This window comes from Microbacterium sp. UBA1097 (assembly GCF_002313585.1).
GTDB lineage: Bacteria > Actinomycetota > Actinomycetes > Actinomycetales > Microbacteriaceae > Microbacterium.
This window is the reverse complement of the sequence record NZ_DCBW01000036.1, coordinates 17,400-42,788: the sequence shown is the minus strand read 5'-3', so window position 1 is coordinate 42,788 and position 25,389 is coordinate 17,400. Positions and strand designations below refer to the sequence as shown.

Annotated in this window: 25 protein-coding genes and 1 pseudogene; 21 read left to right on the top strand and 5 right to left on the bottom strand. The window is 66.2% G+C overall.

Annotation, left to right across the window (positions count from 1 at the left end; translation table 11 throughout):
• The first annotated feature begins 30 nt into the window (after window positions 1–30).
• The 8 genes and pseudogenes from B4F19_RS08550 to B4F19_RS08515 all read left to right on the top strand — a co-directional run bounded on the left by B4F19_RS08550 (window position 31) and on the right by B4F19_RS08515 (window position 6,401).
• The gene (locus B4F19_RS08550; protein WP_292727480.1) at window positions 31–1,110 is read left to right on the top strand and encodes an FtsQ-type POTRA domain-containing protein; all 1,080 of its coding nucleotides are present in this window, start codon (window positions 31–33) and stop codon (window positions 1,108–1,110) included.
• A gap of 180 nt (window positions 1,111–1,290) precedes the next feature.
• Window positions 1,291–2,424, top strand: a complete 1,134-nt coding sequence (gene ftsZ / locus B4F19_RS08545) for a cell division protein FtsZ (protein WP_228178595.1) — start codon at window positions 1,291–1,293, stop codon at window positions 2,422–2,424.
• A 43-nt stretch (window positions 2,425–2,467) separates the two neighbouring features.
• The gene (locus B4F19_RS08540) at window positions 2,468–3,157 is read left to right on the top strand and encodes a YggS family pyridoxal phosphate-dependent enzyme (RefSeq protein ID WP_228178596.1); all 690 of its coding nucleotides are present in this window, start codon (window positions 2,468–2,470) and stop codon (window positions 3,155–3,157) included.
• Between the two features lie 31 nt (window positions 3,158–3,188).
• On the top strand, window positions 3,189–3,653 hold the full coding sequence (locus B4F19_RS08535; RefSeq protein ID WP_228178597.1) for a cell division protein SepF: 465 nt from the start codon (window positions 3,189–3,191) through the stop codon (window positions 3,651–3,653).
• 3 nt (window positions 3,654–3,656) lie between these two features.
• A complete protein-coding gene (locus B4F19_RS08530) occupies window positions 3,657–3,956 on the top strand; it encodes a YggT family protein (protein WP_228178598.1) in 300 nt (99 codons plus the stop codon).
• Between the two features lie 97 nt (window positions 3,957–4,053).
• Window positions 4,054–4,641, top strand: a complete 588-nt coding sequence (locus tag B4F19_RS08525) for a DivIVA domain-containing protein (protein ID WP_228178599.1) — start codon at window positions 4,054–4,056, stop codon at window positions 4,639–4,641.
• A gap of 8 nt (window positions 4,642–4,649) precedes the next feature.
• A pseudogene (gene lspA, locus B4F19_RS08520) lies at window positions 4,650–5,219 on the top strand (signal peptidase II); the annotation flags it as partial.
• A 252-nt stretch (window positions 5,220–5,471) separates the two neighbouring features.
• On the top strand, window positions 5,472–6,401 hold the full coding sequence (locus B4F19_RS08515) for an RluA family pseudouridine synthase (protein ID WP_292734186.1): 930 nt from the start codon (window positions 5,472–5,474) through the stop codon (window positions 6,399–6,401).
• 21 nt (window positions 6,402–6,422) lie between these two features.
• Here the strand turns inward: B4F19_RS08515 and B4F19_RS08510 are convergent, their stop codons facing one another.
• Window positions 6,423–7,016: a vitamin K epoxide reductase family protein gene (locus B4F19_RS08510; protein ID WP_228178601.1), complete on the bottom strand. Its 594-nt coding sequence runs from the start codon at window positions 7,014–7,016 to the stop codon at window positions 6,423–6,425.
• A 55-nt stretch (window positions 7,017–7,071) separates the two neighbouring features.
• A complete protein-coding gene (locus B4F19_RS08505; protein WP_292734147.1) occupies window positions 7,072–7,569 on the bottom strand; it encodes an NUDIX hydrolase in 498 nt (165 codons plus the stop codon).
• Window positions 7,570–7,636: 67 nt separating this feature from the next.
• Here B4F19_RS08505 and dnaE point away from each other — a divergent pair, with 67 nt between their 5' ends.
• The 8 genes from dnaE to B4F19_RS08465 all read left to right on the top strand — a co-directional run bounded on the left by dnaE (window position 7,637) and on the right by B4F19_RS08465 (window position 18,003).
• A complete protein-coding gene (dnaE, locus tag B4F19_RS08500) occupies window positions 7,637–11,155 on the top strand; it encodes a DNA polymerase III subunit alpha (RefSeq protein ID WP_228178603.1) in 3,519 nt (1,172 codons plus the stop codon).
• Between the two features lie 85 nt (window positions 11,156–11,240).
• Complete coding sequence (hisD, locus tag B4F19_RS08495) at window positions 11,241–12,542, top strand: histidinol dehydrogenase (RefSeq protein WP_228178604.1); 1,302 nt, start codon at window positions 11,241–11,243, stop codon at window positions 12,540–12,542.
• Between the two features lie 12 nt (window positions 12,543–12,554).
• Window positions 12,555–13,028 (top strand): transcriptional regulator NrdR, encoded by a 474-nt coding sequence (nrdR, locus tag B4F19_RS08490; RefSeq protein WP_228178605.1) that lies wholly within the window; start codon window positions 12,555–12,557, stop codon window positions 13,026–13,028.
• A gap of 2 nt (window positions 13,029–13,030) precedes the next feature.
• Window positions 13,031–14,059 carry a quinone-dependent dihydroorotate dehydrogenase gene (locus B4F19_RS08485; protein ID WP_292734144.1) on the top strand — a complete coding sequence of 343 codons (1,029 nt, stop codon included), beginning with the start codon at window positions 13,031–13,033 and terminating at the stop codon, window positions 14,057–14,059.
• A 145-nt stretch (window positions 14,060–14,204) separates the two neighbouring features.
• Window positions 14,205–15,185 carry a TauD/TfdA family dioxygenase gene (locus tag B4F19_RS08480; protein WP_228178607.1) on the top strand — a complete coding sequence of 327 codons (981 nt, stop codon included), beginning with the start codon at window positions 14,205–14,207 and terminating at the stop codon, window positions 15,183–15,185.
• Window positions 15,186–15,266: 81 nt separating this feature from the next.
• On the top strand, window positions 15,267–16,286 hold the full coding sequence (locus tag B4F19_RS08475; protein ID WP_228178608.1) for a sugar-transfer associated ATP-grasp domain-containing protein: 1,020 nt from the start codon (window positions 15,267–15,269) through the stop codon (window positions 16,284–16,286).
• Window positions 16,283–16,975, top strand: coding sequence for an alanine racemase C-terminal domain-containing protein (locus tag B4F19_RS08470; RefSeq protein WP_228178609.1), 693 nt, complete (start codon window positions 16,283–16,285; stop codon window positions 16,973–16,975). The genes B4F19_RS08475 and B4F19_RS08470 overlap by 4 nt, the downstream gene beginning before the upstream one ends.
• Complete coding sequence (locus B4F19_RS08465; protein ID WP_292734140.1) at window positions 16,972–18,003, top strand: alanine racemase; 1,032 nt, start codon at window positions 16,972–16,974, stop codon at window positions 18,001–18,003. Before B4F19_RS08470 ends, B4F19_RS08465 begins: the two co-directional genes overlap by 4 nt.
• A 117-nt stretch (window positions 18,004–18,120) precedes the next feature.
• Here the strand turns inward: B4F19_RS08465 and B4F19_RS08460 are convergent, their stop codons facing one another.
• Window positions 18,121–18,684 (bottom strand): DUF3043 domain-containing protein, encoded by a 564-nt coding sequence (locus tag B4F19_RS08460; RefSeq protein ID WP_292726476.1) that lies wholly within the window; start codon window positions 18,682–18,684, stop codon window positions 18,121–18,123.
• Between the two features lie 46 nt (window positions 18,685–18,730).
• Between B4F19_RS08460 and B4F19_RS08455 the strand changes: the two genes are divergently transcribed.
• From B4F19_RS08455 to B4F19_RS08435, 5 genes are all read left to right on the top strand, one after another.
• Window positions 18,731–20,125 (top strand): dipeptidase, encoded by a 1,395-nt coding sequence (locus B4F19_RS08455; protein WP_228178612.1) that lies wholly within the window; start codon window positions 18,731–18,733, stop codon window positions 20,123–20,125.
• An 85-nt stretch (window positions 20,126–20,210) separates the two neighbouring features.
• Entirely contained in the window at window positions 20,211–20,576 is a 366-nt protein-coding gene (erpA, locus tag B4F19_RS08450; protein ID WP_228178613.1) for an iron-sulfur cluster insertion protein ErpA, read from the top strand.
• Between the two features lie 138 nt (window positions 20,577–20,714).
• Window positions 20,715–21,626 carry a cytochrome c oxidase subunit II gene (coxB, locus tag B4F19_RS08445; protein ID WP_228178614.1) on the top strand — a complete coding sequence of 304 codons (912 nt, stop codon included), beginning with the start codon at window positions 20,715–20,717 and terminating at the stop codon, window positions 21,624–21,626.
• A complete protein-coding gene (gene ctaD / locus B4F19_RS08440; protein ID WP_292734137.1) occupies window positions 21,626–23,392 on the top strand; it encodes a cytochrome c oxidase subunit I in 1,767 nt (588 codons plus the stop codon). Before coxB ends, ctaD begins: the two co-directional genes overlap by 1 nt.
• Before the next feature lie 3 nt (window positions 23,393–23,395).
• Complete coding sequence (locus tag B4F19_RS08435) at window positions 23,396–23,812, top strand: cytochrome c oxidase subunit 4 (protein ID WP_228178616.1); 417 nt, start codon at window positions 23,396–23,398, stop codon at window positions 23,810–23,812.
• Window positions 23,813–23,879: 67 nt separating this feature from the next.
• Here B4F19_RS08435 and B4F19_RS08430 read toward each other — a convergent pair whose 3' ends face one another.
• Both B4F19_RS08430 and B4F19_RS08425 read right to left on the bottom strand, forming a co-directional pair.
• Window positions 23,880–24,803: a DMT family transporter gene (locus tag B4F19_RS08430; RefSeq protein WP_292734134.1), complete on the bottom strand. Its 924-nt coding sequence runs from the start codon at window positions 24,801–24,803 to the stop codon at window positions 23,880–23,882.
• A 48-nt stretch (window positions 24,804–24,851) separates the two neighbouring features.
• The gene (locus B4F19_RS08425) at window positions 24,852–25,256 is read right to left on the bottom strand and encodes a rhodanese-like domain-containing protein (protein ID WP_228178618.1); all 405 of its coding nucleotides are present in this window, start codon (window positions 25,254–25,256) and stop codon (window positions 24,852–24,854) included.
• Window positions 25,257–25,389: the final 133 nt, after the last annotated feature.

The following is a 25,389-nucleotide window of genomic DNA, read 5'->3' as shown; positions in this document are numbered from 1 at the left end:
GCCCCGTCGGGCGCTGACGACGAATCCTCGTTGCGCACCCCATCCGGCGGAGACGGCAGACGGGGCGTCTCACCCGAGCAACGCGGAGCTGCCCCCACGGACCGGTGGGCTGAATCGGCATCGGTTCCCGTCGAGAACGCCCCGACGGAGCCGATCGACCTCACCGGAATCACCGCTCCCGCACCGGTCTGGCCCCTCCCGACCGATGCCGGCACCGGCTCGAGCGCTCGGGATGCCGCCTCCGTCCTTCCCGGCGTTCCGACCTGGGCGCTCGGCGCAGACGAGGCCGGAGCAACCGAGCCGCTCGCGGAAGATGCAGCTGCGCCCGGCTCTGACGGTTCGTCGCCGGTGGGTATGCGCGAGGTGTGGCGCGCTGCGCGTGCGCGGCGGCGCGCGCTCAAGTCCGAGGTGCGGCGGTTCACCGTCAGGGCCCGTCGCCGTCGCGCGATCTGGCTCGGGTCCATCGCGGCAGTCGTGCTCGTAGCGCTCGGCAGCGTCGGGGCGGCGTACAGCCCGCTGTTCGCTGTCGAGACGATCACGGTAGCGGGCGCTGAGCAGCTGGACACCGCAGCGGTATCCGACGCGTTGTCGTCACAGCTGGGCACGCCACTGCCACTTGTGGACGAGAGCGCCATCAAAGCGGCGCTGGTCGCGTTCCCGCTCGTCGAGTCGTACACCGTCGAGGCCCGGCCTCCGCATGATCTGATCGTGCGCGTCGTCGAACGCACCCCGATCGGGGTCATCGCCTCACCTGCCGGGTTCACCCTCGTGGATGCCGCCGGCGTCGCGCTCTCGACGACACAGACCCCGGCTCCCGGCAGACCCGTGCTGGAGATCACCGGTGGAACGGCATCCGAAGCATTCGAGGCGGTCGGGCACGTGCTGCGGTCGCTTCCCGACACGATCATGTCGCAGGTGACCGCGGCGTCGGCGACGACCCCCAACGACGTGACCCTCACCCTCGGTGGAACCGGCACCGAGATCGTCTGGGGCAACGCTGACGAGTCCTCGAACAAGTCGGTGGCGCTGGCTGCGGCGATGCAATCGCGCCCGCCGGACACGGTCTCGCGTTACGACGTCTCGTCGCCGTCAGCCGTCGTCATCCAGTGATCCGCTGAGCCCACCGGGCCGAGCGGGTGCACGAAAGAACGGGATGTGCGACACGCCCCCGCAAGCGCGCGGAATCGGGGGAGTCGACGCTTAGCTTCGTGTCTAGGAAATACATACCCGGCAATACTTTATACCTCCAGTTGAGGTTGAAGGTTGCAGGACACGAGCACAGGAGTCGGCATGAGCCAGAACCAGAACTACCTTGCAGTCATCAAGGTGGTCGGCGTCGGCGGCGGAGGCGTCAACGCCGTCAACCGGATGATCGAGCTCGGCCTGCGCGGGGTCGAGTTCATCGCCGTCAACACTGACGCCCAGGCATTGCTGATGAGCGACGCCGACGTCAAGCTCGACGTCGGGCGCGAACTCACCCGAGGGCTGGGTGCCGGCGCCGACCCCGAGGTGGGTCGCCGCGCCGCAGAGGACCACACCGAAGAGATCGAAGAGGCGCTCCGCGGCGCCGACATGGTGTTCGTCACCGCCGGTGAGGGTGGCGGCACCGGTACGGGCGGTGCGCCCGTCGTCGCAAAGATCGCGAAGTCGATCGGCGCGCTCACGATCGGTGTGGTGACCAAGCCGTTCTCGTTCGAAGGTCGCCGCCGCCAGAGCCAGGCCGAGTCGGGAGTGGCGCGCCTGAAAGAAGAGGTCGACACCCTCATCGTGGTGCCCAACGACCGGCTGCTGGAGATCAGCGACCGCGGGATCTCGATGATCGAGGCTTTCGCCACCGCGGACCAGGTGCTGCTGGCCGGTGTCCAGGGCATCACCGACCTCATCACGACGCCCGGACTCATCAACCTCGACTTCGCCGACGTGAAATCCGTCATGCAGGGGGCGGGCTCAGCGCTCATGGGAATCGGCTCGGCACGCGGTGCGGACCGGGCGATCAAGGCTGCAGAGCTTGCTGTCGAGTCGCCGCTGCTGGAGGCATCCATCGAGGGTGCGCACGGTGTGCTGCTGTCGATTCAGGGTGGCTCCAACCTCGGCATCTTCGAGATCAACGACGCCGCCCAGCTGGTGAAGGAAGCCGCCCACCCTGAGGCGAACATCATCTTCGGTACCGTCATCGACGACACGCTCGGTGACGAGGTGCGCGTCACGGTGATCGCCGCCGGGTTCGACGGTGGCGAGCCGCAAGCGCGTCCGGATGCCACCCCGGTGGTCCGTCGCGAGCCCGTCGAGCAGCGTGCAGCCGCAGACTCCGAAGACGAGCCGCAGCGTCCTGAGCAACTGGCTCCGGTGCCCTCGATCTCGGATGCAGCCTTCGATTCGGCGTTCGGGGACGACGACCTCGACATCCCCGACTTCCTGAAGTGACCGCATCCGCGCCGGCGAGGGTGCGCGGCTCGAGGCGGCAGTTGTGACTGAGTCGGACGCGCAGCTCGCGGATCGTCTGGCGTCGATCGACGATCGTATCGCTGCTGCTGCGCGGCAAGCGGGGCGTTCGCCTGAAGACATCACTCGTATCGTCGTGACGAAGTTCCATCCGGCGTCGCTGGTCGAGGAGCTTTATGGCCTCGGCGTGCGCGACGTCGGCGAGAACCGGGTTCAGGAAGTACTCGAGAAGGTCGTCGGGGTCGGGGATCTGTCCGACCTGCGGTGGCATTTCGTCGGTCAGCTGCAGACCAACAAGGCGCGGGCGGTGCGTCGCGTGGCCTCGGTCATCCACTCGCTCGACCGCCCGAAGCTCGCCGATGCGCTGGATGCCGAGGCCGAGGTGCCCCTGGACGTCCTGATCCAGGTGAACCTCACCGACGACCCCGGGCGCGGGGGAGTCGCCCCGGAGAGTCTTTCGGCGCTCGCCGAGCACGCCGCCGGGTGTCTCGGACTGAGGGTCCGGGGAGTCATGGCTGTCGCCCCCCTGGGCGAAGAACCTGCCGCAGCCTTCGAACGGCTCGCCGGCCACGCGCACACCGTGCGCCGTGTCTTCCCGGACGCCACCTGGATCTCGGCCGGGATGACCGGCGATTTCGAAGCTGCAATTCACGCCGGCGCGACACACCTGCGCATCGGCACGGCAATCACGGGTCCGCGCCCTGTGCGCGGTTAACCTCGGAGCAGACGAGCAAACGGAGGATGCGATGTCGAACCCCTTGAAGAAGACCATGGTCTACCTGGGCCTCGCCGACGAGGAAGAGGTCTACGACGAGACGCCAGCGCCTGCGCCCACGCGCAAGTCTGCCGCGGCATCCGTCGAGAAGGCCGCCCCGGTCACGCCGATTCACCGTCCGGCGGTGGTTCGTCAGCCCGCAGTCGGCGCTCTCAACGAGATCGTCACGGTGCACCCCAAGCAGTACCGCGACGCGCAGGTGATCGCCGAAAGCTTCCGCGAGGGCGTTCCCGTGATCATCAACCTCTCGCAGATGAGCGACGCCGACGCGCGTCGTCTCATCGACTTCGCGAGCGGCCTGTCGCTTGGCCTGTACGGCCGCATCGAGCGCGTGACGAGCAAGGTTTTCCTGCTCTCACCCGAGAATGTTGCGGTGTCGGGTGAGGGTGCCGTGGCGCAAGCGGATCCGGAGGCGGTTCCTTTCCCGCAGACTTGATACGTGAACGTCATCCAGATCGTTGCCGGAATCCTCAACGCGGCAGTCCTGATCTACATTCTCGTGCTGCTGGCCCGACTCGTCTTCGAGTGGATCCCCGTCTTCGACCGTGAGTGGCGTCCTCGTGGCGCGATGCTCGTTGTCGCCGAAGGTGTGTACACCGCGACGGACCCTCCGATCCGTTTCCTCCGTCGTTTCATCCCCCCGTTGCGAATCGGCAGCATCGCCATCGACTTCGCGTTCGCGCTCACGATGCTCTCGTGCTTCATCCTCCTGTCGGTGACACGCGCCTTCGCAGGATGAATCCACCCACGACTATGCTTTGCTGTTATCAACCGTCCACAACCGCGTGCCGGAAGGCGCGATCGGCCAGCGGCCGGGCGAACGAAAGAGGGAAGAAATGCCACTGACTCCGGATGACGTCGTCACCAAGCAGTTCCAGCACGTCCGGTTCAAGGAAGGGTTCGACCCCGACGAGGTCGATGACTTCCTCGACGAGATCGTCGTCGAGTGGCGTAAAGCCCTGGCCGAGAACGAAGAGCTCAAGGCACGCATCGCCGAACTCGAGTCCGGCGCGCCCGCGGCCCCCGCGGCACCGGCAGAGGCGCCCGCCGAAGAGGCAGCCCCCGCTCCCGCCCCGGCTGCTCCGGCCAGCACGCCGCTTCCGACCCAGGCAAGCGCCGGCCTGCTCGAGCTCGCGCAGCGTCTGCACGACGAGCACGTCGCCGAAGGCCAGGCGCGCCACGACCAGCTCATCGCCGAGGCCCAGGCTCAGGCTGCCTCGATCATCTCCGACGCTGAGACTCGCGGACGCGACGAGATCGCTCGCATGGAGGCCAAGAAGGCCGAACTGGATGCCCGCATCGGCGAACTGCGTGAGTTCGAGCGCGACTACCGCTCGCAGCTGCGCAACTTCATCGAAGGTCACCTGAAGGACCTCGACTCCTCTTCGACCGACAGCGCGTCGGTCGCGAACATCACGAACTGAGGACGCTCTTGGCGTCCCGGCCACCTCTGCGTCACGCGGCGGCCGGCATCACGATTGCGCTGCTCGCAATCCTGGTGCTGGCCGTCGACCAGTTCACGAAGTACCTCGCGCTGACCAACCTCCCGCTGCAGGAGTCGGTTCCCGTCCTGGGTGAGTTCTTGCAGTTCTACCTCGTCAAGAACCCCGGTGCCGCTTTTTCGCTCGGTGAGGGGTACACCTGGATCTTCACTATCGCCCTGGCAGTGGTTGCCGGGGTGATCGTGTGGCTGGCGGCCACCCGCGTGCAGTCACGCCTGTGGGCGATCGTGCTGGGACTTCTGCTGGGCGGGGTGCTGGGAAACCTCACGGACCGCCTGTTCCGTGAACCCGGATTCCCCGTGGGACACGTCGTAGACTTCATCAACACACCGTGGATGTGGTTCTGGATGAGCCCCGCCATCTACAACATCGCCGACATTTTCATCGTGTCGATGATGATCGGGGTGGCACTGCTCGTGATCGTAGGAGTACAGATGGACGGTAAGCGACACCATCACCGTGAGACGGATCCCACCGAGGAGGAGACCATTCTCGGCGCCGCCGGAGACGAATTTCCTCCCGGCGGCGGAGTTGCCGGAGGGTTCGACTCGGAGTTCCCCGTCGCCGACCCGTACGCGGGCGTGCCCCGTGACGAGATCGGGCTCCCGCCGCTCACAGAGGCCGAGCAGGAGGCTGTCGCACGAGAGGCCGACCGGATCGCCGACGAGGAATCCCGCCGCGACTCGTGAGCCGCTTCGCTTGGCGAGCAGGTGCTGTCCCCGACGGCCGGCGCGCCCGAGACGGCGGCTGACGTGCCGGCGCGGATGTTGCCGGTGCCGGACGGGCTCGATGGTGCCCGGGTCGATGCGGGTGTGGCCAAGATGCTGGGATTCTCGCGCTCCTTCGCCGCCGAGGTCGCCGAGGCCGGGGGAGTCAGCGAAGGCGGAAGGATCCTCGGGAAGTCCGACCGCCTGACGGCAGGAACGGTTATCGAGGTCGAGTGGACCGACCGTCGTGAGCCCGAAGTCATCCCCGTCGTCGTGCCCGGTTTCGGCATCGTGTACGACGATGACGACATCGTGGTGGTCGACAAGCCGGCGGGTGTGGCAGCCCATCCCTCGGTGGGGTGGGAAGGCCCGACGGTGCTTGGCGCACTCGCAGCTGCGGGGTTCCAGATCGCGACCAGCGGCGCACCCGAGCGGCAGGGCGTCGTTCACCGCCTGGACGTCGGCACCAGTGGACTCATGGTCGTGGCCAAGTCCGAGCACGCCTACGGCGTCTTGAAGGCTGCGTTCAAGGATCGCACCGTCGATAAGATCTACCACGCGGTAGTTCAGGGCCATCCCGACCCGCTCGCCGGTACGATCGACGCTCCCATCGGGCGTCATCCCTCGCACTCCTGGAAGTTCGCGGTCACCCGCGACGGCAAGCCCTCGATCACTCACTACGAGACCATCGAGGCCTTTCCCGGAGCCTCACTGTTGGAAATCCACCTGGAGACCGGGCGGACCCACCAGATCCGTGTCCACATGGCAGCACACCGGCATCCGTGCGTCGGCGATCCGCTCTACGGCGCCGACCCCACGATCTCAGAGCGGCTGGGCCTGACCCGCCAATGGCTGCATGCGCGCACGCTTGCCTTCGCGCACCCCGCAACCCGCGAGTGGGTCTCGTTCGACTCGCCCTATGCGCCTGATCTCGCTCATGCCCTCGCGATCCTCCGCGGCGAGGAGCTGGATTGAGCCCTGCAGCTTCCGAGGACCTCAGAAGCTGCCGAGCAGATCGAGCCGCAGCTGGGCCGTGACCGCGATCAGCGCGTAGTCCAGCACGGTGGCAAGCAACGCCCACGAGAAGATCACGCTTCCCACGCGCCGCGCCGCAGGCGCTTCGGTCCACACTCCGTCGCGCAGCATCCAGCCTGTGGTGAACCAGAAGAGCGGAATCGTGACGAGCCAGATGATCATGCACCAGGGACACAACGATCCGTAGACGAAGATGCTCTGGAATGCGAAGTAGTGCACGAGAACGAACGCCCCGGCAACGAAGATGCCGTACGTCCGCCAGTACCACCGACGAAGGCCGGATGGTGATGCCAGCTCGCTGACGCCGGCGTAGACGGGGCCCAGGAACAGCACCATGCCCGCTATCGAGTTGCTGAATCCGAGGATGTTGCCGCCGGGGGAGAGCAGGTTGGGGCCGCACGTGACCAACACACCCCACTGACACGAGATGATCGCATCCGCGCCGGTGAGCTGACCGATGTACTCCAGGTACAGCAGGAACGCGACGATGGCGCCGAGGATCCCGCCGACGATCCAGAAGACGGCGAGGGCGACGGTGGGTCGGTGCAGGGCCACCCGCCCATTGTCGGTACCGGTCAGGGCGCTGCGTCGACGGCCGAGCCGGACTTAATCAGGCAGAGGGAGGCTGCGCGTCGCTGCCGCCTGTCACGAACCGAGCCTCGCCATGATCCGGCGTTGCCGCAGCGATGCGAGCGCGCATGTCGGCATCCACGTCGCCCAGGGCATCGAGCGGGTACCAGGCGACCTCCGTCATCTCGCCGTCGACGGGAACCGGGTCGCCCGAAATCCATGTGCACCGGAAAGTGAGGTCGAGGTAGTCGCTCTGGTCCCCGTTGGCGTAGGTGATCCTCGGGACCTGATGCACCCACGCGAGCCGATCGGCACGGATGACGACACCGGCCTCTTCGGCAGCCTCCCGCACCGCGGCATCCGCCGGCTCTTCGCCCGGATCGACGATGCCGGTGATCGGGGTCAGGGCGTGATTGTCGGAGCGCCGGCCCAGCAGGACCTCACCGCCGCGGATGATGACAGCGGTGACGCCGACGAGGGGGAGCGGGCGGGTGCCGACGAATCGGCGCAGCTCAAGGATGAAGTCGGGAGTTGGCACACGGCAACCGTAGCCGCCTCGGCGGGCCAGGCGAGCCGGCGTCCGAGCCCGAACGTAGACTCTCGGCATGGCGTCCGACTCCTTCGTCCACCTGCACGTCCACAGCGAGTATTCGATGCTCGATGGAGCCGCCCGGATCGGCGCGATGGTGCAGGAGGCTGCAGCCCAGGGGTCGCCGGCGATCGCCGTCACCGACCACGGAAACACCTTTGCGGCCTTCGAGTTCTACAAGGCGGCGAAGGATGCCGGCATCAAGCCGATCATCGGCATCGAAGCGTATGTGACGCCAGGCACGCACCGGTCCGAGAAGTCGCGGGTGCGGTGGGGGTCACCCGAGCAGAGCGACGACGACGTCTCGGGCTCGGGCGCGTATACCCACATGACGCTGCTGTCGGAGACGACAGCCGGGATGCACAATCTGTTCCGACTCTCATCGAAGGCCTCGATGGAGGGGTACTACTTCAAGCCCCGCATGGACCGGGAGCTTCTGGAGACCTACTCGAAGGGCCTGATCGCGACCACCGGATGCCCCTCCGGCGAGGTGCAGACCCGGTTGCGCCTGGGCCAATACGATGCGGCGCGCGCGGCCGCCGCGGAGTTCCAAGACATCTTCGGCAAAGAGAACTACTTCGCCGAGATCATGGATCACGGTCTCGACATCGAGCGTCGGGTGATGACCGACCTGCTGCGGATCGCGAAAGACCTCGATATTCCGCTCCTCGCGACCAACGACTCGCACTACACACACCAGCATGACTCGAACAGTCATGCAGCCCTGCTCTGCGTGCAGTCGGGCTCGACGCTGGATGACCCGAAGCGGTTCAAGTTCGACGGCGACGGCTACTACATCCGTACGCCGGCCGAGATGCGCCAGATTTTTCGGCAGCATCCCGACGCCTGTGACAACACGCTGCTGATCGCCGAGCGCTGTGAGGTCGAGTTCAACACCAGCGCCAACTACATGCCCCGCTTCCCCGTGCCCGACGGCGAGACCGAGGAGAGCTGGTTCGTCAAAGAGGTCGAGGCCGGCCTCGAGGAGCGGTACCCGGCGGGGATCCCCGACGAGGTCCGCAAGCAGGCCGAATACGAGGTCGGCGTCATCGTGCAGATGGGGTTCCCGGGCTACTTCCTCGTTGTCGCCGACTTCATCAACTGGGCAAAGCGCAACGGCATCCGCGTCGGCCCGGGCCGTGGATCGGGCGCGGGTTCGATGGCTGCCTATGCCATGCGCATCACCGACCTCGACCCCCTGCAGCACGGCCTCATCTTCGAGCGGTTCCTCAATCCCGACCGCGTCTCGATGCCCGACTTCGATGTCGACTTCGATGACCGTCGCCGCGGTGAAGTCATCCAGTACGTCACCGAGAAGTACGGCGACGACCGGGTGGCGCAGATCGTGACGTACGGCACGATCAAGGCGAAGCAGGCCCTGAAGGATGCCGGTCGCGTGCTCGGATTCCCCTTCAGCATGGGCGAGCGCCTCACCAAGGCCATGCCGCCGGCCGTCATGGGCAAGGACGTGCCGCTGACCGACATGTTCAACAAGGATCACCCCCGCTACAAGGAGGCGGGGGAGTTTCGCACTCTCATCGAAACCGACCAGGAAGCCAAGACGGTCTTCGACACGGCGGTGGGCCTCGAGAACCTGAAGCGCCAGTGGGGTGTGCACGCAGCCGGTGTCATCATGTCGAGCGAACCGCTCATCGACATCATCCCGATCATGCGCCGTGAGCAGGACGGCCAGATCGTCACGCAGTTCGACTACCCGTCGTGTGAGTCGCTCGGCCTGATCAAGATGGACTTCCTGGGGCTTCGCAACCTCACGATCATCAACGATGCGCTCGACAACATCGAAGCCAACCGCGGTGAGCCCCTCGTCCTCGAGGAGCTCGACCTCGACGACCGGGCATCGTACGAGTTGCTCGCCCGCGGCGACACCCTCGGGGTGTTCCAGCTCGACGGCGGTCCGATGCGGTCCCTTCTTCGCCTCATGAAGCCCGACAACTTCGAGGACATCTCGGCAGTCCTCGCGCTGTACCGCCCGGGTCCGATGGGCGTGAACTCGCACATCAACTACGCCCTGCGCAAGAACAAGCAGCAAGAGATCGAGCCGATTCACAAAGAGCTCGAAGAGCCCCTCGCCGACATCCTCGACACGACCTACGGGCTCATCGTCTATCAGGAGCAGGTGATGGCCGTAGCCCAACGGGTCGCCGGCTACACACTCGGTCAGGCCGACCTGCTGCGCCGCGCGATGGGCAAGAAGAAGAAGTCCGAGCTCGACAAGCAGAAAGAGGTCTTCTTCGGCGGCATGACCGAGCGCGGGTTCTCGGATGCCGCGCAGCAGACCCTGTGGAAGGTGCTCGAGTCGTTCGCCGACTACGCCTTCAACAAGGCGCACACCGCCGCCTACGGGCTCGTGTCGTACTGGACCGCCTACCTGAAGGCCCACTATCCCGCGGAGTACATGGCAGCGCTCCTCACGAGCGTGGCCGACTCGAAAGACAAGATGGCGATCTACCTCAACGAGTGCCGACGGATGGGCATTCGGGTGCTGCCCCCCGATGTGAACGAGTCGATCCGCTACTTCGCGGCAGTCGGTGACGACATCCGCTTCGGGCTCGGCGCCGTGCGCAACGTCGGAGCTAACGTCGTCGAGGCCATCGTACAGTCGCGCGTGGATGAGCCCTTCGTGTCGTTCCACGACTTTCTCGCTCGGGTGCCGGTCTCGGTAGCGAACAAGCGAACGGTAGAGTCGCTGATCAAGGCCGGCGCGTTCGACACGCTCGGTGCGACCCGGCGCGCTCTGCTGGAGATCCACGAGGATGCCACCGAGCAGGCTGTGCTCGACAAGCGCCGCGAAGCCAACGGCGAGGTCGGGTTCGACTTCGATTCGCTGTGGGGAGCGGACGAACCGCAACAGGTCAACAAGGTTCCCGATCGCCCCGAGTGGACGAAGAAAGACAAGCTCGCTTTCGAACGCGAAATGCTGGGGCTCTACGTCTCGGACCATCCGCTCGCCGGCCTCGAGGTGCCCCTCGCCAAACACGCGTCGATCAACATCCATGACCTGCTGGCCTCCGAAGACCTGGCTGACGGCGATCAGGTGACCATTGCGGGCCTGGTGACGAGTGTGCAGCATCGCGTCGCCAAGTCCAGCGGCAATCCGTACGGCATGATCACCGTCGAGGACTTCGACGGCGAGATCACCGTCATGTTCATGGGAAAGACCTACACGGAGTTCCAGTCGATGCTGCAGGCCGACTCGATCCTCGTGGTCCGCGGACGCGTCTCTCGGCGCGACGACGGCATGAACCTTCACGCGCAGGCGGCGTTCTCACCCGACCTCGGCTCCGTCGACGAATCCGGACCGCTCGTGCTCGTGATTCCCGAGCAGCGGGCCACCGAAGCGGTCATCGGCGATCTCGCCGACTGCCTACGCCGTCACCGGGGAGACACGGAGGTGACGCTGCGCCTCCACAAGGCAGGCGTGGCGAAGGTCTTCGAGGTACCGCATCCGGTGAGCGTCACTGCCGACCTGTACGGCGAACTCAAGGGTCTCCTCGGCCCGCAGTGCCTCGGGTAGCTCCGCCCCGTACGGCGACCGAACTGCGTTCGGGCGATGCATGCCCTGGGCGCTTCACGCCTCGCGCGAGCGATAGCGTAGATGGATGCTTCGCACCCTTGATCTGCGCGGGCAATCCCTGTCGCCCGCAGAGCTGCTCGCCGCCGTCCCTCGCGCGACCGCAGCCCGTTCCGAGGCGCTCGCGACCGCCGCGCGCCTCGTCGATGACGTCGCCTCGCGCGGCGAGGCGGCGCTGCGCGAGCAGGCCGAACAGTTCGACGGGGTGACCGGTCACGACATCCGTGTTCCAGCCTCGCACCTCGACGAGGCTCTCGAGCAGCTCGATCCTGCGGTTCGCGCGGCGCTCGAGCAGGCCATCGACCGCGTGAGGGCTGCCTCGGCCGTGCAGGTTCCGCCGCCGACCACCACGACGCTGGCCCCGGGAGCTCTCGTTCACCAGCGGTGGCAACCGGTGCGCCGGGTCGGGGTGTATGTGCCGGGCGGCAAGGCGGTGTACCCCTCCAGTGTCGTGATGAACGTCGTGCCGGCCCAGGCGGCCGGCGTCAAGCAGATCGCTCTCGCGTCCCCGCCCCAGCGGGGAGAGGACGGGCGAGTCCACCCGGTGATTCTTGCCGCCGCGAAACTCCTCGGGGTCACCGAGGTGTACGCGATGGGCGGCGCCGGTGCGATCGGTGCATTCGCCTACGGGGCCGCGAGCCTGGGCCTCGATCCGGTGGATGTCGTGACGGGACCGGGGAACAACTTCGTGGCGGCAGCAAAACGCGCCGTAGCCGGTCGCGTCGGCACCGACTCGGAGGCAGGCGCGACCGAGATCCTCATCGTCGCCGACGACACCGCCGATCCGCGGCTTGTCGCTGCCGACCTCATCAGCCAGGCCGAGCACGACGAGCAGGCATCCGCGGTTCTCGTGACCACGTCGATGGGCCTGGCCGACGCTGTGCAGGCAGAGATCGGCGGGCTGGCCGCGCAGACTCTCCACGCCGCACGCATCGAGGTGGCGCTGACGGGACCGCAGTCCGCGATCGTGCTCGTCGACGACCTCGACGCCGCCGTCGACTTCTCGAACGCGTACGCTCCCGAACACCTCGAGTTGCACCTTGCCGACCCCGCTGCGCACCGGTTCGTGCACGCCGGGGCAGTCTTCGTCGGTCCCTATTCGCCGGTGAGCCTGGGTGACTACCTCGCGGGGAGCAACCACGTGCTCCCCACCGGCGGGCAAGCACGATATGCGGCGGGGCTATCGGCCTCGACGTTCCTGCGGCCGCAGCAGGTGATCGAGTATGACCGGGACGCCCTCGCGGAAGTCTCTGACGCCATCGTGGCGCTTGCGACCGCCGAAGTGCTCCCCGCGCACGGCGAAGCAGTTCGCGCCCGCTTCACCGCGTAGTCTGGGGCTGCTATGCACTGCCCTTTCTGCCGTCACCCTGACTCGCGCGTGATCGACTCCCGCACCAGCGACGACGGTCTCAGCATCCGTCGTCGCCGTCAATGCCCCGAGTGCGGTGGTCGCTTCTCGACCATCGAGACCGCGAGCCTGAACGTCATCAAGCGCTCGGGCGTGATCGAACCATTCAGTCGCGAAAAGGTCATGTCGGGGGTGCGCAAGGCCTGTCAGGGGCGCCCCGTGACCGAGGGCGATCTTGCCGTTCTGGCCCAGACGGTCGAGGAGGCGGTTCGACAGACCGGATCGTCGCAGGTCGACACGAATGAGATCGGCCTGGCGATCCTCGGGCCACTCCGCGAACTCGACCAAATCGCTTATCTCCGGTTCGCGAGCGTGTATCAGGCGTTCGATTCGTTGGAGGATTTTGAGTCGGCGATCGCACAGTTGCGTGCGGATCATCAACGCCTGGCATCCGACCTCGAGGAGTAAGCATGTACCCGTGGCTGTTTCGCACGTTCCTCTCGAGGATGGATCCGGAGACAGCACATCACGCGGCGATGCTCGTCATCCGGCTGCTCGGTTTCCGGCCGTTCTCGTGGGTGGCGCGGGCCCTCACCAAGCCTGATCCGTCGCTGCGCGTGCAGACGCTCGGATTGACCTTCGACGCGCCGTTCGGCGTCGCGGCCGGGTTCGACAAGGATGCCGTGGGCGTCGACGGTCTGCACGCTCTCGGTTTCGGTCACGTCGAGGTCGGCACGCTGACCGCGATTCCGCAGACCGGAAACCCGAAGCCGCGTCTGTTCCGTCTCATCCCGGATCGCGCGGTCATCAACCGCATGGGGTTCAACAATCACGGGTCGTACGCCGCGGCGGGTCGGCTTGAACGCGCCCGTCGTCGGCGTCACCGCACGGTCCTGGGCGTCAACATCGGCAAGAGCCGCATCGTGGATGTCGAAAACGCGGTAGTCGACTACGTCACGAGCACGCGGCTTCTCGCGCCCGTGGCCGACTACCTCGTGGTCAATGTGTCGTCGCCGAACACCCCGGGTCTGCGGAGCCTGCAGGCCGTCGAGTCGCTGAGGCCCCTGCTGACCGCGGTGAAGGATGCCGCTGAAGATATCCCCCTGCTCGTCAAGATCGCGCCCGATCTCTCTGATGACGACATCCGCGATGTCACAGCCCTGGCGCTCGAACTGGGCCTGCAGGGCATCGTCGCCACGAACACGACAATCGCGCGCGATGACCTCGGGCTGGTCACCGACCCGGCGGTGGTCACGGCAGCCGGCGCTGGTGGGCTGTCGGGAAAGCCACTCGCTCCGCGCGCCCTCGAGGTGCTGCGTCTCGTTCGCTCCCTGGTGCCTGACAGTTTCTGCGTCATCTCGGCCGGTGGTGTCGAGACTGCTGCCGACGTCCGCGAAAGGCTGGATGCCGGCGCAACTCTGGTGCAGGGATACACCGGGTTTCTGTACCGAGGGCCGCTCTGGGCGCGGCAGATCAACCGGGGGCTTGTCCGCGCATGAGGGGCATCTGCCCCGAAGACTTAGGAAGCCCTAACTTCCTCGGGAATGCGGGGGACCTCCTCGGATATACTCCCGACAGCACAACACCGGCATTCGCGTCGTCGAGTGCTTCAGCGCGGCCGTCGCGCCATGGGAAGGAACCTCTGTGATCGAACGTCACATCAAGCCCGAAGTCGCCGCGATCTTCATCGATGTCGCCCGAGGCCGTCGGGGTATCTACTCCGATGACGCAGCCTTCGAGGAGCTGCTCGCCGAGGCGAAGGCAGCATTCGAAGCGGCCGACCCCGAGACCGTCGAGATCATCCGCCAGTTCGCGCGGGCCGAGGTCCCGGACGGGGGAGTTCTCTTCCATGGCCTCACCGTCGATCAGGACGACATGGGTGAGAGCCCGCGGGACCCGGTTGCGTTCGAGGGCAAGGATCGTGACCCCGTGACGGAGGCTGCACTGTTGGCGTTTGCCTCGGTGGCCGGCGAGGTCTTCTCGTTCGCCCGTCAGCACCGCGGTGCGCTGATCCAGAACGTCACACCGATCCCCGGCCACGAGTACGACGCCGTGGGAACGGGAAGCCGGAGCTTGCTCGACTGGCACTCGGAGGATGCCTTCGACGACGCCCACCCGCAGTTCGTCGGCCTCTTCTGCGTCCGGGGTGATGAGCGCGTGCAGACGGCGCTGGCGCCGGTCGACCGTATCGACCTGTCGGCCGAGGATGAGGCGGTCCTCCGTCAACCGCGCTTCATGCACGGCATCGACAAGGCATCCGGCGGAACGGGTCGTCCCGAAGACGGTGTCCAGGGCGCAGCGCTCTACGGCGAGGACGGCAAGCGTTTCGTCCGCATCGACATGGACTGCGCCGCCGCCGTTACCGGCGATGACGAAGCTGCCGCGGCGCTCCAGGCCTTCCACGACGGCGCCGACAAGGAGGGCATCTATGTGACCCTCGGTGCCGGCGACATCCTGCTGTTCGACAACCGTCGCGTCATGCACGCGCGGACCCCCTTCGAACCGCGTTACGACGGCACCGACCGCTGGCTGCAGCGCGTCATCATCACCGATGACCTCGGACGCTCCGCCGACCGCCGCATCAACCACCCCCGTGTGGTGGAGAACGAGCTGGTAGGCGCCTGACATTCGCTGATCGCACGCGGCCGGCGCCCCGACGGGTGCCGGCCGACGTGTGAGGGCAGCACCCTTCGGAAAGAGAGAGCGATGGCATCGCGAGGACTCGGTTCGCGCTTCGGTTACATGGTGGCCCGGTTGAAGGTCATCGACCTCCCCTCGGTCATCGAGCGCGCCCGCGAGGTATCAGCCCAGTTTCACAAGTGGACCCCAGCGGTGGTCGTGGACATGTTCTGGCAGGCGACCTTCCACCAGGTCGGCTTTCAGGACTATGTCGACTACGATTTCGCGATCCTGAACCGGCGCGAGCGGCGCACGATGATGACGCATCCGCACTCAAACAAGTACTCGTACACGTTCGATGATCCTGAGTACCGCGGGATCTTCTACGACAAGTGGGAGTTCGACCGCGTCTTCTCGGAGTACCTCGGTCGTGACTGGATGATGGTCACCGACGACAACGTCGACGAACTGCGCGCTTTCGGTGAGGCACATCCCGTGCTCATCACCAAGAAGCAGGCGGGTCGCTCGGGGGCTGCCATCAACCGGTATTACTCGACCGAGATCGAGGACTGGGCAGACTTCCACGCGCAGCTGCGCGAGCGCGGTGAGCTGCTGATCGAAGAGAACATCGTGCAGCATCCCGATGTCGCCGCCGTTTGTGCCGGCACGGTCAACTCGACCCGCGTCGCTGCGTTCTTCGACGGCGAGAAGACCCACATCCTCGCGATCGCGCAGAAGTTCGGTCGCGGTCAGGTCGCAGACCAGATGGACTTCGGCGGCTTCTACACGATGCTCGACCCCGAGACCGGAGCCTCGCTCGGCGACGGCTACGACTCGCACGGACACGTGCACAAGCTCCACCCCGATTCGGGCTACCCGATCGCTGATTTCCAGCTGCCGATGTTCGATGAGGTCATCGCCTTCGTCGACAAGGTCGCCCGTCACGTCCCGCAGGTGAAGTACGTCGGGTGGGACATCGCCGTGACCCCCGACGGCCCCGTGCTCATCGAGGGCAACTGGGCCACGGGCGTCTACGAGAACAAGCCGAGCGTGCTCGGCATCCGTACCGGACACCGCCCTCGATACCAGAAGGCGATGGGCTTTTGATCAGTCCGACCGGGCCGCGCGTCCGGCTGAGTAGCTCGGCGCTTGTCGCCGGCGCCGGCCGGGCGATCGAGGCCGGGGGAGCGGATGCCGTTCCCGACCTCCGTCGCGATGCTTACGGCCACGGCATGCAGTTCGTCGCTGAGACTCTGGCGCGGGTCGGCATCCGTGCGGCGATGCTCGACGCTGAATCCGTCGATGCGGCTCAGAGCATGGGGATCGCCCCGGCCGCGGACGCTCCTACGCTGGACCCCGCCGTGATCTTCGGTCTCCCCGGTGCCTCCGAGGACCCCGCCAGGCCGGTCATGAGCCTTCTCGGCTCCGTGCTCTCGATCAAGGCTCTGCGCGCCGGCGAGGGAGTCTCGTACAACTACACGCATATTGCCCCGCGGGACACACGGATCGCGCTCGTCTCAGGCGGCTTCGGCCAGGGGGTGGCGCGCTCGCTCGGCAACCAGGTCTCGGTCGAGGTGTGGGGTGCCCTGTATCCCATTGTCGGACGGGTCGCGATGGATGTCTGTGTCGTGGACATCGGTGACGCCGACATCGCGCGCGGTGACGAGGTCATCTACTTCGGCGGCGACGGCCCGGCTGGTCCGGCGCTGGCCACGTGGGAGGCGGCATCCGGACTCACTGCTGCCGAACTCGTCTGTGCGCTGGGCCTGCGGCTACCGCGGGAGGTGGTCGCTTGAGCGCGCGGATGGTCGTGGACCTCGGTCGGATCCTCGCCGACATCGACGTGCTGCGGGGGCGCATCGCGCCGGCCGAGTACATGCTTGTTGTCAAGAACGACGCCTACGGCCACGGCGTCGATCGTGTCGTCGCCGCCGCTGCAGCTCACGGCGTGCGCTGGTTCGGGGCCTTCGACGTGCCGATGGGTGTCCGCACGAGAGCTGCCGCGGGCCCCGACGCTCGCGTCTTCTCGTGGGTGACGATCACCCAGCCCGAGATCGAGGTCGCGCTGGAGGCCGGCATCGAACTCGGCGTGGGTGATGCCTCGTACCTCGAAGACATCGCGACGGTGTCGGCGGGGCGAGGAGCTCCGGTGCACATCAAGATCGACACCGGACTTCACCGCAACGGCGTCAGGCCGGAGGCGTGGCCGGCGTTCGTCACCCGGGCCGCGGAGCTCGAGGCAAGCGGCGACATCCGGGTCGTCGGAATCTGGAGCCACATCGCCGAAACCAGCGACGAGGACGACGATCTGTCCCGTGCCGCGTTCCTCGAGGCGATCAGGATTGCCGAGGACGTGGGCCTGCGCCCTCAGGTTCGCCACCTCGCAGCCAGTGCGGCGGCTTTCGCACGGCCGGAGTTCCGGTTCGACCTCGTCCGCTTCGGTGCCTTCAGCTACGGCATCCGTTCGACGGGCGGCCCCGAGCTGGAGGGAATCGCGCCCGCGGCTACCCTGATCGCCACCGTGAGCGACGTCGGAGACTCTGCCGTCGCGGTCTCCTACGGGTATCTGGACGGCCTGCCGTCGACGCTCGCGGGTCGGATGTCGGTGGGAACTCCCGCTGGCCCGCGTCTCGTCCGCGAGATCGGCCCGGCGACGATGCTGATCGACCCGTGGCCGGGCGCCGCTGTCGAGGATGAGGTCTACCTCTTCGGCCCCGGAACGCGCGGCGAGTCCAGTGTGACGACTCTCGCGGAGGCGATCGGCACGGTCGGTGAAGAGATCATCGTCCGCGTCTCACCGCTCGTCCCGCGCATCTACATCTGATCCGAGGCACGCCCATGAGCGCGCGATCAGCGTCGCGCGGTGAGCGCAGCGGACGGGCACATGTCTCGACACCTGGCACCCCCGCGCAGCGGAGCGCGCCAAGCTGCTAGACCGATCTCAGGAGGGGTACTGGCCCCGGCGAACCTGGGCCTTGGGTAGGCGCATGAAGCGCATCTGGACGCTGCGCATCGAGGCGTACCAGCCGAGCCCCTTCTCAACCTTGCTTGCGCCGAACTTGTCGCTCACGGCGCGCTTGACGCGGATCGACGTGATGATCATGTCGCCGATCACGAAGAAGATGAACACCCACAGCGCCACGAACGCCCAGTACTGGATGAAGTTCAGCGGAATGAAGGTTGCGACGATGACCACGACCATCGCGGGCATGACTGCCTCGCCCAGGTGCCAACCGGCGTCCACGAAATCGCGGGCGAACTTGCGCTGCGGTCCCTGATCGCGCGCGGGCAGGTACTTCTGCTCACCGTTGGCCATGCCGATGCGGGCGCGTTCCCGGGCTGATGCGAGCTCGGCCTTGCGCTGCGCCTTCGCTTCCTTCGTGTCGGGAACGAGCGGGCGCTTGCGTGCAGCCTCCTGCTCGGCGCGGCTCGGAGTCGCCTTTCCCTTGCCGACGGTCGACGTCGACGCGTCCTTCGGTGCCTCGGGGGCGGGGGTCTTGGCCACGATGATCCTCGCTGTCGCGTTACGGGTAGTCCTTAAGATTACCCGCATGAGTGATATCGCCTCCCGTTCCGATGCTGTCCGTGACGCCGCCGAGACCGGCATCCCCCGTGCGCTGGCGGATTTGGGCGATCTGGTGCGGATTCCCTCGATCGCCTGGCCATCGATGGATCAGCAGCAACTCGTACGCAGCGCAGAGGCAGTGGCTGCCCTGGTCGAAGGCACGGGAGTGTTCGATGCCGTGACCATCAAGCGGGCAGCGATTCCCGGCACGGAGGAGTTCGGGCAGCCTGCCGTGCTCGCGACACGTGCAGCGAGGAACGGTCGCCCGACCGTCCTGCTGTACGCCCATCACGACGTCCAGCCCGTCGGTGACGAGGCGCTGTGGGAGACCCCGCCGTTCCAACCCACGGTTCGGGAGGGCCGGCTCTACGGTCGTGGCGCCGCCGACGACAAGGCCGGGATCATGGCGCACATCGGTGCGATCCGTGCACTTGTCGAGGCGCTGGGTCCCGACTTCGACCTCGGTCTCGCCCTGTTCATCGAGGGGGAGGAGGAGTACGGCTCGCGCTCGTTCGCGCAGTTCCTCAGCGACAACGCCGACGCGCTTCGCGCCGATGTGATCGTTGTCGCGGACTCGGGCAACTGGGACGACCGAACCCCCGGGTTGACGGTCTCGCTGCGCGGCAACGCGCGCTTCTCGATGCGGGTGCGCACGCTCGATCACGCATCCCACTCGGGAATGTTCGGGGGAGCGGTGCCCGACGCCATGCTCGCCACGGTCACGCTGCTGGCCACGCTCTGGGACGCCGACGGATCGGTCGGCGTCGAGGGCCTGAGCTCGCGCGAGGCCGAGACCCCTGAGTACAGCGAGAGCACCCTGCGCTCGGAGACGGGCCTGCTCGACGGGGTGAGCCCGATCGGCGCGGGATCGATCATCGGGCGGATCTGGAACAAGCCGTCGGTCACCGTGATCGGCATCGACGCCACCGATGTCGCCTCGGCCTCCAACACGCTCGCTCCGGAGGTGACCGTCGTCATCAGCGCGCGCGTCGCGCCCGGGCAGTCCGCGGCGGACGCCTACGCAGCGCTGAAGGCACACCTTCGCGCCCACGCGCCGTTCGGGGCTCGGCTGGAGTTCTTCGATGTCGACCTCGGCAACCCGTTCCTCGTCGACACGACAGGATGGGCGGTCCAGGATGCCCGCGAGGCACTCACCGAGGGGTACGGCGTCGATCCGGTCGATATCGGGGTGGGCGGATCGATCCCGTTCATCGCGGACCTGGTCCGCGAGTTCCCGGGCGCGCAGATCCTGGTCACGGGTGTGGAGGATCCGCACTCCCGGGCGCACAGTCCCAACGAGTCACTCCACCTCGAGACCTTCCGGCATGCGCTGATCTCCGAGGCGCTGCTGCTGGAGAAGCTGGACGCGCGCACGCTCTGACCCGCCCGCATTTCCGCCGTCCTCGCCGAGAGCGGGCGTAGAATTTCAGCATCCGCCCCGACGGCTTCAGCCGATAAGGAGAGTCATGACCGACACCGCACTGACCACGGACCAGACCGCCCGCGAGCACGGCGTCGCGCTCACCGACGCCGCCGCCGCAAAAGTCAAGAACCTGCTCGACCAGGAGGGCCGCGATGACCTCCGTCTCCGCGTGGCTGTCCAGCCCGGCGGATGCAGCGGACTCATCTACCAGCTGTACTTCGACGAGCGGTATCTCGACGGAGACAAGACCGTCGACTTCGAGGGCGTGGAAGTCATCGTCGACGACATGAGCGTCCCGTACCTGGACGGCGCAACCATCGACTTCAAGGACACGATCTCGGAGCAGGGCTTCACGATCGACAACCCGAACGCGCAGGGCAGCTGCGCGTGCGGTGACAGCTTCCACTGACCCAGAAGCTTCAGCCTGCGAGAAGGCCGACCTTCAGTATCCCGAAAGTGCGTGGATGCTGAGTGGTTGGCCTCAAGCAGGTGTGAGCTTGCCCTAGACTGACCACAGTCACACTTCGCAACGTGGAAAGGTGCGCCTGTGCCATCCAAACGCCGACTCCGCTGGGTTCTTCTTCCGGTTGGTGCCGCCGCGGCCCTGGTGCTCGCAGGATGTACGCCGACGGAGCTGAACGGATTCCTTCCCGGCTTCGTCGAAGACGGAACTCCTGCGACCAACCACACCGAGATGATCTCGGGACTGTGGGTCAACTCGTGGATCGTGCTGCTGGCTGTCGGCGTCATCACGTGGGCGCTCATGGGGTGGGCCGCGATCGCCTACCGTCGCCGTAAGGGCCAGACCGGCCTGCCCGTGCAGCTGCGGTACAACATGCCGATCGAGATCTTCTACACGATCGTGCCGTTCATCCTCGTGATCGGTTTCTTCGCCTTCACGGCGCGGGACCAGGCGATCATCGAGACGCAGTACGAAGACCCGGACGTGTCGATCACCGCGATCGGCAAGCAGTGGGCGTGGGACTTCCAGTACAACGGTGACGAGGAAGACAACTCCGACGCCGTCTGGACGATGGGTATTCAGGCCCAGCCCGACAAGGCCGGCAACATCGACCAGGAGGCGCTGCCGACGCTGTACCTGCCGGTCGACCAGACCGTGCAGATCAAACTGCAGTCGCGGGATGTCATCCACTCGTTCTGGGTCGTCGACTTCCTCTACAAGAAGGACATGTACATCGGGAAGGACAACTACTGGTCCTTCACTCCGACCCGTGAGGGCACCTACGCAGGCCGCTGTGCGGAACTGTGCGGTGAGTACCACTCGATGATGCTCTTCACCGTCCAGGTCGTGAGCGCCGACGAGTACGAGGACTACCTCGCAAGTCTCGAGGCAAAGGGTCAGACCGGCGACATCAACGACGCATACGACCGCCTGCAGAACACGCCGAACGATCCCACGGATCCCTCGGTCCAGCAGTCAGATGAGGGGAACGAGTGATGGCCACCACGCTGCCGCTTCAGGACGCGGACTCGTCGCGCCCGCGCACTCTCCCGGCACGGCAGGCGGCGCTGATGTCGTCGTCGCGTGTCGAGCAGAAGGGCAACATCGTCGTCAAGTGGATCACCTCCACTGACCACAAGACGATCGGGTACATGTACCTGATCGCGTCGTTCCTGTTCTTCCTGCTCGGCGGCGTGATGGCGCTCATCATCCGTGCCGAGCTGTTCGAGCCGGGCATGCAGGTCTTGCCGACCAAAGAGCAGTACAACCAGCTGTTCACGATGCACGGCACGATCATGCTGCTCATGTTCGCGACGCCGCTGTTCGCGGGCTTTGCCAACGCGATCCTGCCGCTGCAGATCGGTGCACCTGACGTCGCGTTCCCGCGCCTGAACGCTTTCGCGTTCTGGTTGTTCCTGTTCGGGTCGATCATTGCGATCTCCGGCTTCCTGACCCCGCAGGGCGCGGCTTCCTTCGGCTGGTTCGCGTATCAACCACTCGCGAACGCATCCTTCTCACCAGGCGTCGGCGGTAATCTCTGGATGCTCGGTCTCGGTATGAGCGGTTTCGGCACGATCCTGGGTGCCGTGAACTTCATCACGACGATCATCACGATGCGCGCACCCGGCATGACGATGTGGCGCATGCCGATCTTCACCTGGAACACGCTCATCACGAGCATCCTGATCCTCATGGCCTTCCCGGTGCTGGCCGCCGCGATCTTCGCCGCCGCCGCCGACCGCGTGCTCGGTGCGCACATCTACGACCCACAGAACGGGGGCGTGCTGCTGTGGCAGCACCTGTTCTGGTTCTTCGGTCACCCCGAGGTGTACATCATCGCGCTGCCGTTCTTCGGCATCGTGTCCGAGATCTTCCCGGTCTTCAGCCGCAAGCCGATCTTCGGTTACAAGACGCTCGTGTACGCGACGATCGCGATCGCCGCTCTCTCGGTCGCTGTGTGGGCGCACCACATGTACGTCACCGGCTCGGTGCTGCTGCCGTTCTTCGCCCTGATGACCATGCTGATCGCGGTGCCCACCGGCGTGAAGATCTTCAACTGGATCGGAACGATGTGGCGCGGCTCGGTGACGTTCGAGACCCCGATGATCTTCTCGCTCGGCTTCCTCGTGTCGTTCGTCTTCGGTGGTCTGACCGGCGTCATCCTCGCCTCGCCGCCGCTGGACTTCGCCCTGTCGGACTCGTACTTCGTCGTCGCCCACTTCCACTACGTCATCTTCGGAACCGTCGTGTTCGCGATGTTCGCCGGCTTCTACTTCTGGTGGCCGAAGTGGACAGGCCGGATGCTCAACGAGCGCCTCGGGTACGTGCACTTCTGGCTGCTGTTCATCGGCTTCCACATGACCTTCCTCGTCCAGCACTGGTTGGGCGTCGAGGGCATGGTCCGCCGATACGCCGACTACGCGGAAGCCGACGGATTCACCTGGCAGAACCAGCTCTCTACCGTCGGGTCGATGATTCTCGCTGTCTCGATGATTCCGTTCCTCTTGAACGTGTGGATCACCGCTCGCAAGGCGCCAAAGGTCACGGTCAACGATCCGTGGGGCTATGGTGGTTCGCTCGAGTGGGCTACGTCGTGCCCGCCGCCGCGACACAACTTCACATCGATCCCGCGCATCCGTAGCGAGCGTCCGGCATTCGACCTGAACCACCCCGAGGCTGCGCCGATGACGGTCGGTGTCGGCCCGGCCAAGGATGCTCCACACACACCGGTTGTCGATCTTGCCGATGGGAAGGTGAAGTAGTCCATGCGCACCAATGTGTCGCTGTGGTGGATCCTCACGGGCTTCTTCGCTCTCGTTGCGATCGCGTACACCGTCTGGAGCGTCATCTGGTATGGCAACCTCGAGTGGGTTGGCACCGTCGCCCTGTTCTTCACCGCTCTGATGGGTGCACTCATCGGGTTCTACACCGGCGCCGTTCACCGCGCGCAGGGTGGTGAACTGCCGGAGGACGTTCTCACAGCGGACATCGACGACGGTGACCCCGAGATCGGTGAGTTCAGTCCCTGGTCCTGGTGGCCCCTCGTCCTCGCATCTTCGGCCGCTGTCGCCATCATCGGGCTCGCGGTCGGCGCGTGGATGGTGCCCATCGGCCTCGGTATCTTCGTCGTCGCGATCATCGGCTGGGTCTACGAGTACTACCGCGGCTACTTCGCCCGCTAGGTTCCCGCTTCGCCGGCTAGGCCCTGCGTCCGTCCCCTCGCTGCGCGCTCTCCGTTGAGAGCCCTGATTAGCGGGAGCGTTGGACGAGGAGCACGCCGCCGATCACGATGAACGCGCCGATGAGCTCGTTCAGCGTGAACCGTTCGCCGAGCACGATGATGCCGAGCGCCACTCCGACCACCGGAATCACATACGTGACGGTCGACGCACCGACGGCGCCCCACTCGGTGACAACGCGCGTGTTCCAGACGTAGACGATCCCGGTTCCCAGACATCCGAGGGCGACGAGCGCGAGGACCGGGGCCGGGGCCCAGGCTACCGGCGAGAGACCGATGACGGGGAGCAGAGCCAGGGCGAGCACCCCTGCCACCGCCATCTGTGTCGACGCGATCGTCACGCTGTCGTGGGTGTGGGTCCCCGTGATGAAGCGCCGCATCCAGCCGAGAGCGATGCCGTACGAGGCGGTGGCACCCAGACAAGCGAGCTGCGCGGGAAGAGATGCGGCGAACTCTGCGGAGGAGACGACATCCCACACGCCCATGACGATCGCGACACCGATAGCTCCGATGATCACCCCGACCAGGCGTCGTGCCGTCATCCGTTCGCTGGGGAGCACGACGACGGCCACCAGTGTCGTCCACAGTGGCGTTGTCGCGTTCAGGATGGCCGACAGCCCGGATGGCAGGCTCTGAGCAGCCCAGGCGAAGAGCAGAAACGGCAGAAGGCAGAAGAAGACCGCCACGACGATCATGTGCACCCACAGGCGGCCTTCGCGCGGCCACCGTCGACGCGTGAGTGCCATGATCGTGGCGAGCGTGACAGAGCCCAGGATGATGCGTCCCAGAGCCACCTGAGCAGGGTCGAAGGAGTCAACCGCAACCTTCATGAAGAGGAAACTCGCTCCCCACACCAGCGACAGCGCCGCGAACATGAGGACCACGGTGCTGGAGCGCGCTGGCGCGAGAGTCGGCGACGAGGACACGACGGTCACGCTACTCGCCGGGGCGGCCAGGGCACTGGCGGGAATCGGACCCCTCGTTCACCGGCGCACGACCATCACGAGCGGGTCGAACTCGCGGGGGAGCGGACCGTCATCGTTCTCGGTCGGCTGGCCTTCCCGTGCCCAGTATTCGAACCCCCCGATCATCTCCTTGACCGCGTAGCCGAGCTTTGCGAACTCGAGCGCTCCCTTGACGCCGGCGTTGCAGCCCGGGCTCCAGCAGTACACGACGACAGTGGCGTCCGGGGCAATCTCGCGCGGGGCGCGCTCCGCGATCTCGCGGTAGGGCATATGGATCGCGCCGGTGATGCGTCCCTGGCGCCAGGCGTCGACGCCGCGCACATCGACGAGCACGATGTCTTCTCCGGCCTTCTGAGCGGCGTACACGTCCGACGGATCGGTCTCGTGGGCGAGGCGGGTGGCGAAGAAGTCTGCGCTGCTCATGATGCCGACACTAGAGGCAAGTCATGACATTGAGAGCGCCGCAGGCACCCTCCTGCGGCCACGTTTCGGCCGGATCCTGCCATTGCCCGCTGCAGTGAGATGCGGGCAACGGCGCGGGCCCGACATCCGTGGA

Bases quoted from the DNA above. Each gene is read 5' to 3' on its own strand.
- ftsZ (WP_228178595.1), top strand. From the start codon at position 1,291: ATGAGCCAGAACCAGAACTACCTTGCAGTCATCAAGGTGGTCGGCGTC.
- B4F19_RS08535 (WP_228178597.1), top strand. From the start codon at position 3,189: ATGTCGAACCCCTTGAAGAAGACCATGGTCTACCTGGGCCTCGCCGAC.
- B4F19_RS08525 (WP_228178599.1), top strand. From the start codon at position 4,054: ATGCCACTGACTCCGGATGACGTCGTCACCAAGCAGTTCCAGCACGTC.
- dnaE (WP_228178603.1), top strand. From the start codon at position 7,637: ATGGCGTCCGACTCCTTCGTCCACCTGCACGTCCACAGCGAGTATTCG.
- hisD (WP_228178604.1), top strand. From the start codon at position 11,241: ATGCTTCGCACCCTTGATCTGCGCGGGCAATCCCTGTCGCCCGCAGAG.
- nrdR (WP_228178605.1), top strand. From the start codon at position 12,555: ATGCACTGCCCTTTCTGCCGTCACCCTGACTCGCGCGTGATCGACTCC.
- B4F19_RS08485 (WP_292734144.1), top strand. From the start codon at position 13,031: ATGTACCCGTGGCTGTTTCGCACGTTCCTCTCGAGGATGGATCCGGAG.
- B4F19_RS08475 (WP_228178608.1), top strand. From the start codon at position 15,267: ATGGCATCGCGAGGACTCGGTTCGCGCTTCGGTTACATGGTGGCCCGG.
- B4F19_RS08455 (WP_228178612.1), top strand. From the start codon at position 18,731: ATGAGTGATATCGCCTCCCGTTCCGATGCTGTCCGTGACGCCGCCGAG.
- erpA (WP_228178613.1), top strand. From the start codon at position 20,211: ATGACCGACACCGCACTGACCACGGACCAGACCGCCCGCGAGCACGGC.
- ctaD (WP_292734137.1), top strand. From the start codon at position 21,626: ATGGCCACCACGCTGCCGCTTCAGGACGCGGACTCGTCGCGCCCGCGC.
- B4F19_RS08435 (WP_228178616.1), top strand. From the start codon at position 23,396: ATGCGCACCAATGTGTCGCTGTGGTGGATCCTCACGGGCTTCTTCGCT.
- B4F19_RS08425 (WP_228178618.1), bottom strand. From the start codon at position 25,256: ATGAGCAGCGCAGACTTCTTCGCCACCCGCCTCGCCCACGAGACCGAT.